General features: G+C 54.3%; 18 protein-coding genes. 8 read left to right on the top strand and 10 right to left on the bottom strand.

The window, feature by feature from the left end:
* From PSSD_RS23110 to PSSD_RS23090, 5 genes are all read left to right on the top strand, one after another.
* Positions 1-980, top strand: a 980-nt coding sequence (locus PSSD_RS23110; protein WP_058973836.1) for an isochorismate synthase, incomplete at its 5' end; no start/stop codon positions are given.
* A 10-nt stretch (positions 981-990) separates the two neighbouring features.
* Positions 991-2,607, top strand: a complete 1,617-nt coding sequence (locus tag PSSD_RS23105) for a (2,3-dihydroxybenzoyl)adenylate synthase (RefSeq protein ID WP_058973835.1) — start codon at positions 991-993, stop codon at positions 2,605-2,607.
* An 18-nt stretch (positions 2,608-2,625) separates the two neighbouring features.
* The gene (locus PSSD_RS23100) at positions 2,626-3,480 is read left to right on the top strand and encodes an isochorismatase family protein (RefSeq protein WP_039327525.1); all 855 of its coding nucleotides are present in this window, start codon (positions 2,626-2,628) and stop codon (positions 3,478-3,480) included.
* A complete protein-coding gene (gene dhbA, locus PSSD_RS23095; protein ID WP_058973834.1) occupies positions 3,477-4,235 on the top strand; it encodes a 2,3-dihydro-2,3-dihydroxybenzoate dehydrogenase in 759 nt (252 codons plus the stop codon). Before PSSD_RS23100 ends, dhbA begins: the two co-directional genes overlap by 4 nt.
* Position 4,236: 1 nt before the next feature.
* Positions 4,237-4,653, top strand: a complete 417-nt coding sequence (locus PSSD_RS23090; RefSeq protein WP_039327521.1) for a hotdog fold thioesterase — start codon at positions 4,237-4,239, stop codon at positions 4,651-4,653.
* Between the two features lie 135 nt (positions 4,654-4,788).
* Here PSSD_RS23090 and cgtA read toward each other — a convergent pair whose 3' ends face one another.
* The 3 genes from cgtA to rplU form a co-directional block, all read right to left on the bottom strand.
* Positions 4,789-5,964: an Obg family GTPase CgtA gene (gene cgtA, locus PSSD_RS23085; RefSeq protein WP_039327519.1), complete on the bottom strand. Its 1,176-nt coding sequence runs from the start codon at positions 5,962-5,964 to the stop codon at positions 4,789-4,791.
* Positions 5,965-6,213: 249 nt separating this feature from the next.
* A complete protein-coding gene (gene rpmA / locus PSSD_RS23080) occupies positions 6,214-6,471 on the bottom strand; it encodes a 50S ribosomal protein L27 (RefSeq protein WP_003851093.1) in 258 nt (85 codons plus the stop codon).
* Between the two features lie 15 nt (positions 6,472-6,486).
* Entirely contained in the window at positions 6,487-6,798 is a 312-nt protein-coding gene (rplU, locus tag PSSD_RS23075; RefSeq protein WP_007886644.1) for a 50S ribosomal protein L21, read from the bottom strand.
* A 254-nt stretch (positions 6,799-7,052) separates the two neighbouring features.
* Here rplU and ispB point away from each other — a divergent pair, with 254 nt between their 5' ends.
* Both ispB and PSSD_RS23065 read left to right on the top strand, forming a co-directional pair.
* Complete coding sequence (ispB, locus tag PSSD_RS23070; RefSeq protein ID WP_039327506.1) at positions 7,053-8,024, top strand: octaprenyl diphosphate synthase; 972 nt, start codon at positions 7,053-7,055, stop codon at positions 8,022-8,024.
* Positions 8,025-8,267: 243 nt separating this feature from the next.
* Positions 8,268-8,549: a helix-turn-helix domain-containing protein gene (locus PSSD_RS23065; protein ID WP_058973833.1), complete on the top strand. Its 282-nt coding sequence runs from the start codon at positions 8,268-8,270 to the stop codon at positions 8,547-8,549.
* A gap of 67 nt (positions 8,550-8,616) precedes the next feature.
* On the opposite strand, the gene murA is transcribed toward PSSD_RS23065, so the two are convergent.
* The 7 genes from murA to mlaF form a co-directional block, all read right to left on the bottom strand.
* Positions 8,617-9,876 (bottom strand): UDP-N-acetylglucosamine 1-carboxyvinyltransferase, encoded by a 1,260-nt coding sequence (gene murA, locus PSSD_RS23060; RefSeq protein ID WP_039327502.1) that lies wholly within the window; start codon positions 9,874-9,876, stop codon positions 8,617-8,619.
* A 44-nt stretch (positions 9,877-9,920) separates the two neighbouring features.
* Entirely contained in the window at positions 9,921-10,178 is a 258-nt protein-coding gene (gene ibaG / locus PSSD_RS23055) for a BolA family iron metabolism protein IbaG (protein WP_017349599.1), read from the bottom strand.
* Between the two features lie 114 nt (positions 10,179-10,292).
* Positions 10,293-10,598 (bottom strand): lipid asymmetry maintenance protein MlaB, encoded by a 306-nt coding sequence (mlaB, locus tag PSSD_RS23050; RefSeq protein ID WP_058973832.1) that lies wholly within the window; start codon positions 10,596-10,598, stop codon positions 10,293-10,295.
* On the bottom strand, positions 10,598-11,230 hold the full coding sequence (mlaC, locus tag PSSD_RS23045; protein WP_039327491.1) for a phospholipid-binding protein MlaC: 633 nt from the start codon (positions 11,228-11,230) through the stop codon (positions 10,598-10,600). The genes mlaB and mlaC overlap by 1 nt, the downstream gene beginning before the upstream one ends.
* A 15-nt stretch (positions 11,231-11,245) precedes the next feature.
* A complete protein-coding gene (mlaD, locus tag PSSD_RS23040) occupies positions 11,246-11,749 on the bottom strand; it encodes an outer membrane lipid asymmetry maintenance protein MlaD (protein ID WP_058973831.1) in 504 nt (167 codons plus the stop codon).
* Between the two features lie 42 nt (positions 11,750-11,791).
* Positions 11,792-12,574: a lipid asymmetry maintenance ABC transporter permease subunit MlaE gene (mlaE, locus tag PSSD_RS23035; RefSeq protein ID WP_058973830.1), complete on the bottom strand. Its 783-nt coding sequence runs from the start codon at positions 12,572-12,574 to the stop codon at positions 11,792-11,794.
* Positions 12,575-12,578: 4 nt separating this feature from the next.
* The gene (mlaF, locus tag PSSD_RS23030; protein WP_058973829.1) at positions 12,579-13,394 is read right to left on the bottom strand and encodes a phospholipid ABC transporter ATP-binding protein MlaF; all 816 of its coding nucleotides are present in this window, start codon (positions 13,392-13,394) and stop codon (positions 12,579-12,581) included.
* A 227-nt stretch (positions 13,395-13,621) separates the two neighbouring features.
* Between mlaF and PSSD_RS23025 the strand changes: the two genes are divergently transcribed.
* On the top strand, positions 13,622-14,183 hold a 562-nt coding region (locus tag PSSD_RS23025), incomplete at its 3' end, for a calcium:cation antiporter family protein (protein WP_500812367.1).

Below are 14,183 nucleotides of genomic sequence, written 5' to 3'. Positions count from 1 at the left end.
AGGGGATTAACAATCCGATTTTGGTCGGCGCGATCCCGTTTGATGTCAGCCAACCCGCTGCGCTGTTTATCCCTGAGTCTTACCAGACGTTTAACCGCGCCGATCTGCAAAATGCCTTACCCTCAGCCGTGAGTGAACTGCCACAGGTGCGTCGCCGTATGGCAGTACCCGACCACGATGTCTTCACCCAAATGGTGGCGGATGCCGTGTCGGCAACTCAGCGTGGTGACCTTGATAAAGTGGTGCTGTCGCGTTTGATGGATATCGTCACCGAACAACCGGTCGATAATGCCGCACTGATGCAGCGCGTGATTGCCCAGAACCCCAACAGCTATCACTTCCATCTGCCGCTGCCGCAAGGCGGAGCACTGGTGGGCGCCAGCCCAGAACTGATGCTGCGTAAACAGGGGCGTGATTTTAGCTCATGTCCACTGGCGGGTTCTGCTCGCCGTCATCATGACGATAGCCAGCAAGATCGTGCGGCGGGCAATACGCTGATGGACTCTGGCAAAGATCGTCACGAACACAAGCTGGTCACAGATGCGATGCGTGACACACTGCAGCCGCGTAGCCGACTGCTATCGGTGCCGACCGTGCCCTCCCTGATCACCACCGCGACCTTGTGGCACCTCGCAACGCAAATCGACGGCGAAGTGCAGGATGAGCATGAAAACGCCCTGTCGCTAGCCTGCTTGTTGCACCCAACACCAGCATTGAGCGGCTTCCCACACCAACGTGCCCAACAGCTGATTCAGCAGTTGGAACCTTTCGATCGCCAACTGTTTGGCGGCATCGTCGGCTGGTGTGACAGTGAAGGCAATGGCGAGTGGGTGGTGACAATTCGCTGCGGCACGGTGCACGGTGCGCGGGTACGCCTGTTTGCCGGAGCCGGCATCGTGGCCGACTCCCAACCTGAATCAGAATGGCGCGAAACCGGCGTGAAGCTGGATACCATGTTGCGCGCATTTGGACTGCAATAAAGGAAAGATGATGAGCATTCCCTATACCCGTTGGCCAGACGACTTAGCCGCACGCTACCGCGAAAAAGGCTATTGGCTCGATGTCCCCATGACCGACATTTTGGCGCGTCACAAAGACAACGATGCGATTGCGGTCATCGACGGTGACCGTCAGATCAGCTATCGCCAACTGGATACGTTGAGTGACAACCTCGCGGCGGCCTTACAGCGCCGTGGTTTGCAACGGGGCGACACCGCATTAGTCCAGCTGGGCAACGTTGCGGAGTTCTATGTCACGGTCTTCGCCTTGTTTAAGCTCGGCGTGGCGTCTGTGTTCGCGCTGTATAGCCATCAGCGCACTGAACTGACTGCCTACGCATCACAGATTCAACCCAAGCTGCTGATTGCCGATCGCAGCCATGCACTGTTTGCCGACGATAATTTTATCGGTGCACTCTGTGCTGCGCAGCCTTCACTTCAGCAGGTGATCCTGCGTAACGATAATCAGCCAGAAAATACCCTTGAAGCGTTGATGGCCGAAGCGGCGGGCGATTATCAGGCCACGCCAACCGCAGCCGATGAAGTGGCATTTTTCCAGCTCTCGGGCGGCAGCACTGGCACGCCGAAGTTGATTCCGCGCACGCATAACGATTACTACTACAGTATTCGTGCCAGCGACGATATCTGCGAAGTCACGGCTGATACGCGCTATTTGATTGCCCTGCCTGCACCACACAACTTTGCGATGAGTTCGCCGGGTTCACTCGGCGTGTTCTATGCGGGGGGTCAGGTGATCCTCGCCGCCGATCCCAGCGCGACACTCTGTTTCCCGCTGATTGAGCAGCACCAGGTGACCGATACCGGTTTAGTGCCGCCTGCCGTCAGCCTGTGGTTGCAAGCCATTCAGGAATGGGGAAGCAACAAGCAGCTGGCATCACTGCAACGTATTCAGGTGGGTGGGGCTAAATTAGGTGAGACTCTGGCGCGTCGCATTCAGACCGAAATTGGCTGCCGGTTACAGCAGGTGTTTGGCATGGCAGAGGGCCTGGTGAACTACACCCGCTTTGGCGATGACGAACAAACCATTCTGACCACGCAGGGCCGCCCTATTTCTGAAGACGATGAAGTCTGGGTAGCCGATGAACAGGGTAATCCACTGCCCACGGGCAGTATCGGCCGTCTGATGACGCGAGGCCCTTATACCTTCCGCGGCTACTACAACAGCCCGGAGCATAACGCCGCCAGCTTTGATGCCAACGGGTTTTACTGCTCCGGCGATCTCATCGAGATCAATGCTCAAGGCTACATCACCGTGCAGGGCCGCGAGAAAGATCAGATCAACCGTGGTGGCGAAAAGATCGCGGCTGAAGAGATCGAGAACCTGCTGCAACGTCATCCTGATGTGATCCACGCTGCGCTGGTGTCGATGAATGATGAACTGATGGGCGAAAAGAGCTGCGCCTTTATTGTCGCCAGCCAGCCGATCAAAGCGGTGGCACTACGCCGCCATTTGCGTGAACTTGGCGTGGCCGAGTTTAAGTTACCCGATCGTATTACTTGCGTAGATGCCCTGCCGCTGACCCCCGTCGGCAAGGTGGATAAAAAACGTTTACGCCAACAGCTTGCTGACCAACAAGCGCAAGCCTGACCTGTTCCGGAGATTGTAATGGCTATTCCAAAACTGAACTCTTACGCGCTGCCAGCGGCAGCTGAACTGCCAACCAACAAGGTGAAATGGACCGTTGAGCCGCAGCGTGCTGCTTTACTCATTCATGATATGCAGGCTTACTTCCTGAACTTTTGGGGTGAGAACAGCCCGCTGATCGATCAAGTAGTCGAGAATATCGCTCGCCTGCGCGCCTACTGCAAAGCGCAGGGCATTCCTGTGTTTTACACCGCACAGCCGAATGAACAGAGCGATGCCGATCGCGCGCTGCTCAACGACATGTGGGGACCGGGCCTGAATAAACACCCGGAGCAGCAAAAGATCGTGGATGCACTGGCACCGGATCAGGACGATCAGGTTCTGACAAAATGGCGCTACAGCGCCTTTGTGCGCTCACCGCTGGAGTCGATCCTGCAAGAGATGGGCCGCGATCAGCTGATCATTACCGGCGTCTATGCCCATATCGGCTGCCTGACGACCGCAACAGATGCCTTCATGCGTAACATCCAGCCGTTTATGGTGGCGGATGCGCTGGCCGACTTCAGCCGCGAAGAGCATATGATGGCGCTGACTTACACCGCAGGACGCAGCGGTAAAGTGGTGATGACCGCCGATCTGATGCCGCTTCCGTTGAGCAAAGATGACCTGCGCGCACTGATTCTGCCGCTGCTGGAGGATGACGATGTGCCGGAAGATGACGAGAACCTTATCGACTACGGTCTTGATTCCGTGCGTGTGATGGCGCTGGCGGCGCGCTGGCGCCAGGTCCATAACGATATCGATTTCGTCAGTCTGGCAAAAAATCCGAGCATCGATGGTTGGTGGGCGCTGCTGTCACGGGTGCCAAACAAATGAGTGCTTCCTTCGATTTCAGCGGAAAGATCGTTTGGGTAACCGGCGCGGGTAAAGGGATTGGCTACCACACTGCCCTGGCATTCCATCAGGCTGGTGCACAGGTGATCGGCTTCGATCTGCGTTTCGATCAAGCGGAGTATCCGTTTACCACTCAGGTGATGGATGTGGCGAATGCAGCGGAAGTCAAAGCCGTGTGCCAGCGCCTGCTGGTCGATCAGCCCCATCTTGACGTGTTAGTGAACGGTGCGGGGATTCTGCGCATCGGTAGCACCGAAGAGTTGGCGTTTGAAGACTGGCAAGCCTGCCTGGCCGTCAATGCCGGTGGTGCCTTCAATATGTTTCAGCAGACGCTGCCGGTATTCCGTCAGCAGCGCGCAGGCGCCATCGTGACCATTGCCTCTAACGCGGCGCATGCCCCACGTTTAGGCATGTCGGCGTATGGCGCTTCTAAAGCGGCGCTGCGCAGCCTGTGCCTCACCGTCGGCCTGGAAATGGCACCGCTGGGCGTACGCTGCAACATTGTTTCTCCAGGCTCCACTGATACCGATATGCAGCGCAGCTTGTGGCATACGCCGGAAGCCGAGCAAGAGATGATCAATGGCTTCCAGGATCAGTACAAGCTAGGGATCCCACTGCGTAAGATCGCCAAACCCCAAGAGATCGTGAACAACATCCTGTTCCTGGCCTCGGATCTTGCCAGCCATGTGGTGCTGCAGGATATTGTGGTCGACGGTGGTGCAACGCTGGGATCCTGACATGGCAATCTGGAAAAAAACGATCGATCTGTCCACGCTAAATACCCTGGGCGATAACTCGCTGGTGGCGCACGTCGGTATTGTGTTCACGGTGATCGGCGACGATTACCTCGAAGCCACCATGCCGGTGGATGCCCGCACACAGCAGCCATTTGGCCTGCTACACGGCGGCGCTTCGGTGGTGCTGGCAGAGTCGATGGGATCGATTGCGGGTTATCTGAGCGTGGAAGAAGGTAAAAGCGTGGTGGGGATCGAGGTCAGTGCCAGTCATCATCGCGCGGTGAGCAGCGGTGAAGTGCGTGGCATTTGCCGCCCTCTGCATTTGGGCGCACGCAATCAGAGCTGGGAGATAGAGATCCGGAATGGTCGCGACCAGCTGTGCTGTACGTCACGCCTGACGGTGGCGGTGTTGGGGTAGTGCTGTGTGGTCGGATGCCCTCACCCTAACCCTCTCCCATAGGGAGAGGGTTAGATCGAGCGCAGTATCAGATGATTGCACACACAGTACCCACCATAAAAAAAGCGGCCATCTGGCCGCTTTTTTACTGTGCGATTAACGCTGGTAAATGATTTCGACGCCTTCGTCGTCCTCTTCGTCCCAGTCGTCATCCCAGTCTTCGTCTTCTTCCACTTCCTGAGCGTTTTCCATGGCTTCGCGGTGATAGTCATCCCACATGAAGGCCACTTTCTCCGGCTCTTTCGCTTCTTCTTCGGCTTCTTTCGGGTTCTCAATGATGAAGGTCATCACGTCCCAGCAAAGATCTTTCACGCCATCATGGCTGGCCGCAGAAATCAGATAGTATTTATCTTCCCAGCCTAATGCTTCCACAACCGCTTTAGCGCGGGTTTCCGCTTCTTCAGGGCTCAGCAGGTCACATTTGTTAAACACCAGCCAGCGAGGCTTCTGGAACAGCTTAGCGCTGTATTTCTCCAGCTCACCCAGAATGATGCGGGCGTTTTCCACCGGATCGGACTCGTCAATTGGCGCAAGGTCGATCAGGTGCAGCAATACGCGGCAGCGCTCAAGGTGCTTCAGGAAGCGAATGCCGAGACCTGCACCATCCGCTGCGCCTTCAATCAGACCAGGGATATCCGCAACAACAAAGCTCTTTTCGCTGTCCATACGCACAACACCAAGGCTTGGAACCAGCGTGGTAAACGGATAATCCGCCACTTTGGGTTTAGCAGCCGAAACAGAACGAATAAAGGTCGATTTACCCGCATTTGGCAAACCCAGCATACCCACGTCAGCCAACAGCATCAGCTCCAGCTGCAGGTCACGCTTCTCACCCGGGGTACCCATGGTCTTCTGACGCGGGCTACGGTTCACCGAAGATTTGAAACGGGTGTTACCCAGGCCGTGCCAGCCGCCTTTAGCAACCATCAGCTTCTGCTCATGGCGCGTCATATCACCCAGCGTTTCACCGGTGCCCTGGTCAATGACACGTGTGCCGACCGGGACTTTAACGATGATATCTTTACCGCGTTTACCGGTGCAGTCACGGCTCTGGCCATTCTGGCCACGTTCGGCACGGAAAGATTTCTCGAAGCGATAATCGATCAGGGTGTTAAGGTTTTCATCGGCGAGCAGATAAACGTCACCGCCGTCACCGCCGTCGCCGCCATCCGGGCCGCCACGAGGAATGTATTTTTCGCGGCGGAAGCTGACGCAACCATTACCGCCGTCACCTGCCACCGCAAGGATCGTCGCTTCATCAACAAACTTCATTTTCTTTCTCCGTCACGCTGTCGTTCGCAGCAGTTAAAGCGCTACAAACGGGTCCGCCAGGGTCTTCTGCGCTGACCGGCGGCGGATAATACAAGATAGGCAAAACCATGTGTACAGTAATTGTACAGCAAACTGCGCGGTAAGGTCAGAGGGAATCCCGCAACCTGCGGCAGAATGTAAAAAGCCCCGCAAAGCTGCGGGGCCTTCCATTCGTGTGTTCAGACGTTAACCGTCTGCGGCACAACAACCTTATTCAGCAACGATGCTGATGTACTTACGGTTGTTTGGACCTTTAACTTCGAATTGTACTTTGCCGTCTGCGGTAGCAAACAGGGTGTGGTCACGACCACAACCTACATTGGTACCAGCGTGGAATTTGGTGCCACGCTGACGAACGATGATGCTACCTGCCAGAACAGATTCACCACCGAAACGCTTAACACCCAGACGTTTTGCATTGGAGTCGCGACCGTTACGAGTCGAGCCACCAGCCTTTTTATGTGCCATTTGTCAGATCTCCTCTTACGCGCCGATCACAGTGATTTTCACATCAGTGAACCACTGACGGTGACCAGCTTGCTTACGGTAGTGTTTACGACGACGAAACTTAACGATCTTAATTTTCTCGCCACGACCGTGAGCAACAACTTCTGCCTTGATCACACCGCCTGATACCAGTGGCGCGCCGATTTTCACGTCTTCGCCATTTGCAATCATCAGAACCTGGTCGAACTCAATAGTTTCGCCGGTTGCGATGTCCAGCTTTTCCAAGCGAACGGTCTGACCTTCGCTTACTCGGTGTTGTTTACCACCACTTTGGAAAACCGCGTACATATAAAACTCCGCTTCTGCGCATGCCTTTCTATTCATCAGGCGGCGCGATAAATATTCACAATAGGGCGCGAATTCTACGCAAATCTCCAGGAGAAGACAAGAGCACTTTGCACTCTCTTGCAGAAAAAAAGCGCAGAACGAATGCAAATGTTTCTAAGCCCGATTTTTCAAGTACAATCAGTAACAGATTACCTGAACTCACGCTGTGTAAAAGCGCTTACCATGCAAAAAACGAGTCAAAGCTGAACAGACGAATGAACTTAGAACAGATTAATGAATTAACCGCCCAGGACATGGCGGCCGTCAACCAGACCATCCTCGACCAGCTGAATTCGGAAGTCTCACTGATCAATCAGTTGGGCTATTACATCATCAGCGGGGGTGGCAAACGCATCCGTCCGATGATCGCTGTGCTATCTGCACGCGCGCTGAATTATCAAGGATCGCTGCATATCACCAACGCGGCGCTGATCGAATTTATCCACACCGCCACGTTGCTACATGACGATGTGGTGGATGAATCCGATATGCGCCGTGGCAAAGCCACCGCTAACGCCGCGTTCGGTAACGCTGCCAGCGTGCTGGTCGGCGATTTTATTTACACCCGCGCTTTCCAGATGATGACCAGCATGGGATCGTTAAAGATCCTCGCGCTGATGTCTGAAGCAGTTAACGTGATCGCGGAAGGCGAAGTGTTGCAGTTAATGAACTGCAACGATCCTGATATCACCGAAGAGAGCTATATGCGTGTGATATACAGTAAAACCGCGCGCCTGTTTGAAGCGGCATCACAAGCCTCAGCGATTCTGGCAGAAGCCACGCCACAGCAAGAAAAAGCGCTTCAGGATTATGGACGCTATCTGGGCACCGCTTTCCAGTTAATCGACGATTTACTCGATTACAGTGCCGACGGTGAAACCTTGGGTAAAAACACAGGTGATGACCTGAGCGAAGGCAAACCCACGCTGCCGCTGTTACATGCAATGCATAACGGCACGCCTGAGCAGGCACAGATGATCCGTAAGGCGATTGAAGAAGGCAATGGCCGTCACTTGCTGGAGCCCGTACTGGTTGCCATGCAGCAGACCGGTTCGCTGGAATGGACGCGCAGACGTGCAGAAGAGGAGGCGGACAAAGCTATCGCCGCCCTGCAAGCGCTGCCAGAAACACCTTGGCGCAGCGCACTCGAAGCCTTGGCGCACATGTCGGTACAGCGCGATTTCTGATGATCCAGGCGGGGTGTCATCGCCCCGTTTATCTTCTCCCCTTCCCTGTTATTTCCTCCCTATCCCTTACATTTGTTGCAGTGCATTTGCGAAACAATGCGCAGTTTCATGTTATTCCATGACAATTACTGGAAACTTACGGAAATTATTTGCTATAAACACTCTGTTTTTTCCAAATATCTCTGAAATGGAAGCGTAAATGCGGCAGAGATAAGTCATAACATGGACAAGGAGCAGAAGGTTATGAAAGCAAGGAAACAGGACTGGCACCCGGCAGATATCATTGCGGCACTGCGTAAGAAAGGCACTTCAATGGCCGAACTGTCGCGCAATTCAGGGCTTAACTCTTCGACCCTGTCGAACGCGTTATCACGGCCCTGGCCCAAGGGAGAATGGCTGATCGCCAATGAGATCGGCGTTCATCCTGCAGAGATCTGGCCCAGTCGCTACTACGATCCCGTCACTTCACGCCTGTTGGATCGCAAGAAGCGCATACGATCCAACAAGGATCCTCACGATATTTGAGATCCCTAAAACAAAAAAAACCAGCCACGTGACCGTGACTGGTTTCTACTCAAGCCGTTGGCTTACATCATTCGCCGCTGACGCGCTCGATGTTTGCACCCATGGCTTTCAGCTTATCTTCGATATGCTCATAACCGCGGTCGATGTGATAAATACGATCAACCAGCGTAGAACCCTCGGCGATACAACCTGCCAGCACCAGGCTCGCTGAAGCACGCAAATCGGTCGCCATCACCTGTGCGCCCGACAAGGTTTCAACTCCATGGCAAATCGCAGTGTTGCTCTCGATTTCTGCGTGTCCGCCCATGCGAATCAGCTCAGGGATGTGCATGAAACGGTTTTCGAAGATGGTTTCGGTGATCACACCGGTCCCTTCCGCCACCATATTCAGCAAGGTGAACTGGGCCTGCATATCCGTTGGGAAGCCCGGATGTGGCGCAGTGCGGATGTTAACTGCTTTCGGGCGCTTGCCGTGCATGTCGAGGCTGATCCAGTCTTCACCGGTTTCGATTTCCGCACCGGCATCACGCAGTTTAGCCAGCACCGCATCCAGGGTGTCAGGTTGTGCTTTATGGCACACCACCTTGCCACGTGAAATCGCCGCTGCCACCAGGAAAGTACCGGTTTCGATACGGTCTGGCAGTACGCGGTACACACCGCCACCCAAGCGCTCAACGCCCTCGATGGTGATTTTATCGGTGCCCGCACCACTGATTTTTGCGCCCAGCGTGTTGAGGAAGTTTGCCGTATCGACAATCTCTGGCTCGCGCGCGGCATTCTCAATGATGGTGATGCCCGTTGCCAACGTGGCTGCACTCATAATGGTCACAGTCGCGCCTACGCTGACTTTATCCATCACAATGTGCGCGCCCTTCAGACGGCCATTAACGGAAGCTTTGACGTAACCTTCTTCCAGTTTAATTTCCGCACCCAGTTGCTCAAGGCCAGTAATATGCAGATCAACTGGACGTGCGCCAATCGCACAGCCGCCAGGCAGTGAAACCTGCCCCTGACCAAAACGCGCAACCAGTGGACCCAGCGCCCAAATCGACGCGCGCATGGTTTTCACCAGGTCATAAGGCGCGCTGAAGACATTAACTTCGCGAGCATCAACATGAACCGAACCATTACGTTCCACGCGTGCGCCCAGCAGGCTCAGCAGCTTCATGGTGGTATCGATATCACGCAGCTTCGGCACGTTCTGAATCTCTACCGGCTCTTCTGCCAGCAGCGCAGCAAACAGAATCGGCAGCGCAGCATTCTTCGCCCCGGAAATGGTCACTTCACCACTTAAACGGGTGGGGCCTTGCACACGAAATTTGTCCATTAAAGGCTCTCAATTATCTATCAACAAAACAGCCCGTGCGACGCTTAGAAACCGTTGAGTTTACGGTCACGCGCCCACTCAGCTGGGGTATAAGTTTTAATGGAAACCGCATGAATACGGTTATCCGCAATGTATTCCATCAGCGGCGCATACACAGCCTGCTGTTTCTTCACACGGCTCAATTCACCGAACATCTCACCGACCGCGATCACCTGAAAATGGCTGCCATCGTTGCTGAGTACGTGTACTTCATCTAATGCTAATGCCTGCATCAGCACGGCCTGAACTTCACTATTTTCCATCGCTCATTGCTTCACTTAATAATAATAAGGCGGATATCTTAGAGGAAAGCACCAGACTCTTAAATACGCAAAAGCCCCCGAAAATACCAGGGGCTTAAACGCTTTAAGTCAATATCAGGCGATTTTTTCCGCAGAAACAATAATCTGCTGCAGGTTATACAGCGTGATTAAAGACTGGAGTTTGTCGTTGATACCGGTGAAAACCGGTGCACTGCCTTGCGCTCGCGCAATTTCACGCAAATGAACCAACAGCGCTAAACCTGCTGAATCGACACGTTGCAACCCGGCAACATCAATGGTGGCGATATCGACCATCGCGGTGTCACGCTCCTGCCATAGTGCCAGTAACGTGTCACGATCCAGCTTGCCGCTTAAGGCCAGCGTGCTGGCAGAACGCTGCCAGCGTAACGGTTCGCTCATTATTGCTGTTTATCCAGAGTAATGGGTTGAGCAGCATAGGTTTTCAACTGCGCGGTCAAACCGTCGATGCCTTTGGTGCGCAGTAAATCACTCCACTCATTTTGCTTGGTGGTGATCATACTGATGCCTTCAGCCACCATGTCATAAGCCTGCCAGTTACCGGTTTGGCTATTTTTACGCCACTGGAAATCCAGGCGCACTGGTGGGCGTCCGTTAGGATCAAGGATGGTAACGCGAATCGCCACAATGTTGGCATCGCCAATCGGCTGCGGTTGCTGAATCTGGTAGGTCTGCCCATGATAGAGCGCCAGCGCCTGACCGTATGCCTGCGCCAGATAGTCACCGAAAGCGGTGAAATAGGCCTCACGTTGTGCTGGGGTCGCTTCACGGTAATAACGGCCCAGCACTAAAGCACCGGCATATTTGATTTGTACATACGGCAGTAACTCCTGACGCACCACTTCGCGCAGATAGTTCGGGTCCTGCTTGATCTTAGGCTGTTCGTTTTTCAGGCGGGTAAAGGTTTTCGCCGCCGCGTCATTCATTTGCTTGTAAGGATCGCTCTGATCCGCCGCATTCGCCGCCAGGGGCACAATGGCCAGCATGGCAATCATCAGAAATCGTTTAAACATCGTGTTTACCCTCTCTTATTCCGTGGTAGCAGGTGCTGCTGAAGCAGGGGCACTCTCCGTGTCCTGCTTTTGGTTATCGTTTTTATTGTCGCCGCTCTTATAGAGGAACTGACCTATCAGATCTTCCAGCACCAGTGCAGATTTGGTATCGCGCAGGGTACCGCCATCTTTGAGCATGGATGAACCGAGTTCAGGATCGTCAAAACCTAAATTTAGCGCAAGGAACTGCTCACCGAGCAAGCCTTGTGTGCGGATCGCCAGCGAACTGGTATCAGGAATTTTATCGGCATAGGCATCGCTGATATCCATAGTGACACGCGGCGATAAGGTTTTATCATCCAGCGAAATATCCGTGACGCGGCCAATCACCACGCCGCCTATTTTCACCGGCGAGCTGACTTTCAGGCCGCCGATATTGTCGAAGGTCGCGTAGAGCTTCCAGGTCGGTTCGGTGCCGAGTGACTTAAGATCGGCCACGCGCAGACTCAGGAACAGCAGCGCAATCAGTGCCGCCAGCATAAAGACGCCTACCCAGATTTCGTTTTCTTGCTTTGCATTGCATCAATTCCCAAACATCAGTGCTGTCAGCACAAAATCCAAACCGAGTACCGCTAATGAAGCATGCACTACGGTGCGCGTTGTCGCCCGACTGATCCCTTCGGAAGTCGGGATGGCGTCATAGCCATTGAACAGCGCAATCCAGGTTACCGTGACGGCAAAGACCGCGCTTTTGATAATGCAGTTGATAACATCGCTGCGGAAATCCACCGCATTCTGCATCGCGGACCAGAAGAAGCCCGGATCGATGCCCTTCCAGCTCACGCCCACCAGCGCCCCGCCAGCAATGCCCACTGCAGTGAAAATGAGCGTGAGCAGCGGCATGCTGATAAAGCCGGCCCAGAAACGCGGTGACACCACACGGCGCAGCGGATCAACCGCCATCATTTCCATACTGGAGAGCTGTTCAGTGGCTTTCATCAGACCAATTTCAGCTGTTAACGCTGAACCCGCCCGTCCGGCAAACAGCAAGGCCGTCACCACCGGGCCAAGTTCACGTAACAACGAAAGCGAAACCAGCATGCCCAGACTGGTCTCGGCACTGTAGGTGGTGAGTACCAGGTAGCCTTGCAAACCTAGCACCATGCCAATAAACAAGCCGGAAACCACAATGATCAGCAGTGAGAGCACGCCGACGCTGTACAACTGTTTCACCAGTAATGGCGCGTGCCGACGAAAAGCCGGTTTCCCCACCAGCGCATGAAACAGCATCAAGCCTGCACGGCCAAACGCCGCACAAATGTTAATTCCCTGTCGTCCGAGTGACGCCAGCGCCTTTAGCAACATCAGTTTAGGTTCTCCCTGCGCGGGTCAGATCGCTGAGGTAATCCCCGGCAGCGAAGCGGAATGGCACTGGGCCATCCGCATGACCCTCAATAAACTGGCGCACGCGCGGATCGGCATTTTCCCGAAGTTCCGGCGCACTGCCCTGGGCAATAATTTTTTGCCCGGCAACAATATAGGCATGATCGGCAATGCTCAAGACCTCTGGCACGTCGTGTGAAACCACGATGCAGGTCACGCCTAACGCATGATTCAACTCATCGATCAGTTTAACCAGTACGCCCATGGTGATCGGATCCTGACCCACAAAGGGCTCATCGAACATGATGAGATCCGGTTCCAGTGCGATGGATCGCGCTAACGCCGCACGCCGTGCCATACCGCCTGACAGCTCAGCGGGCATTAATTTGGCTGCGCCACGCAGGCCCACCGCCTCAAGCTTCATCATTACCGTACTGTGCAGTAATTCAGGAGGTAACTGCGTGTGCTCACGCAGCGGCCAGGCGACGTTATCAAAGACGTTGAGATCGGTGAAAAGTGCCCCCGACTGAAACAACATGCTCATCTTTTTACGCACTTCATACAATTTCGTGCGGGAAAGCGTCGGGATGTTCTGATCGCGGAACCAGATCTCACCTTTGTCCGGCTGCAACTGCCCGCCAATCAGACGCAACAGCGTGGTTTTACCAATGCCGGACGGACCCATAATCGCAGTCACTTTACCTGCGGGTACCGTGAGCGAGATGTCGTCGAAGATGACACGATCGCCGCGCGTAAAGCTGACGCCACGAACCTCAACCAGATTCGTTTGCTGCTGGACCATCATTACCTCTTTATGCGGATCGGGCGTTATCAAAGTCGTGGATGGTAGCCTGGTAGGCCACAATGCACGATAGTTTTACAGAAACTTACCCGTTAGGTGTGGCGAAAACGGCCTTAAAATTTACTTTTGCCTCTCAGACAGTCAAAATCAGCGCCTGTTTCCGCGCGCGCAATGTTTTTACCTGTCGGACAAGGTTTGCCGACACACATATCCATCAAGGATTTTTCATGTTCGTAGCCACTGCCCTGCTGTTTATTGGATTGATTTTACTGGCTTACGGCGCTGACCGTCTGGTATTCAGTGCCGCGATCCTGTGTCGATCCTTCGGCATCCCACCGTTAATCATCGGCATGACGGTCGTGAGCATTGGCACATCGTTACCCGAATTGATCGTCTCCTTCTCGGCGGCACAACACGGTCAGATGGACTTAGCGGTGGGCACTGCCCTCGGCTCGAATATCACCAATATCCTGTTAATACTCGGCGGTGCGGCGCTTTTGCACCCTTTGACGGTGCATTCCAATCTGATTCGCCGCGAACTCCCCTTAATGCTGCTGGTCTCACTGCTGAGCGGCATTATGTTGTTTGATAATCATCTTAGTCGACTGGATGGGGCAGCACTGCTGCTGATCGCGCTGGGCTATTTGGTGATTGCGATTCGCATCGCCCGCCGCGCGGAACGTGATAACAATGATACGTTAACGCGTGAGCAACTGGCCGAACTACCGCGCGATGAAGTCGGCAACACCGTGGCCTTTCTGTGGTTGGCGGTGGCGCTGATAATTTCCC

It is taken from the genome of Type-D symbiont of Plautia stali (assembly GCF_001485335.1).
GTDB lineage: Bacteria > Pseudomonadota > Gammaproteobacteria > Enterobacterales > Enterobacteriaceae > Pantoea > Pantoea vagans_C.
The sequence above is the reverse complement of the archived record's forward strand: the minus strand, read 5'-3'. Positions and strand labels throughout refer to the sequence as shown.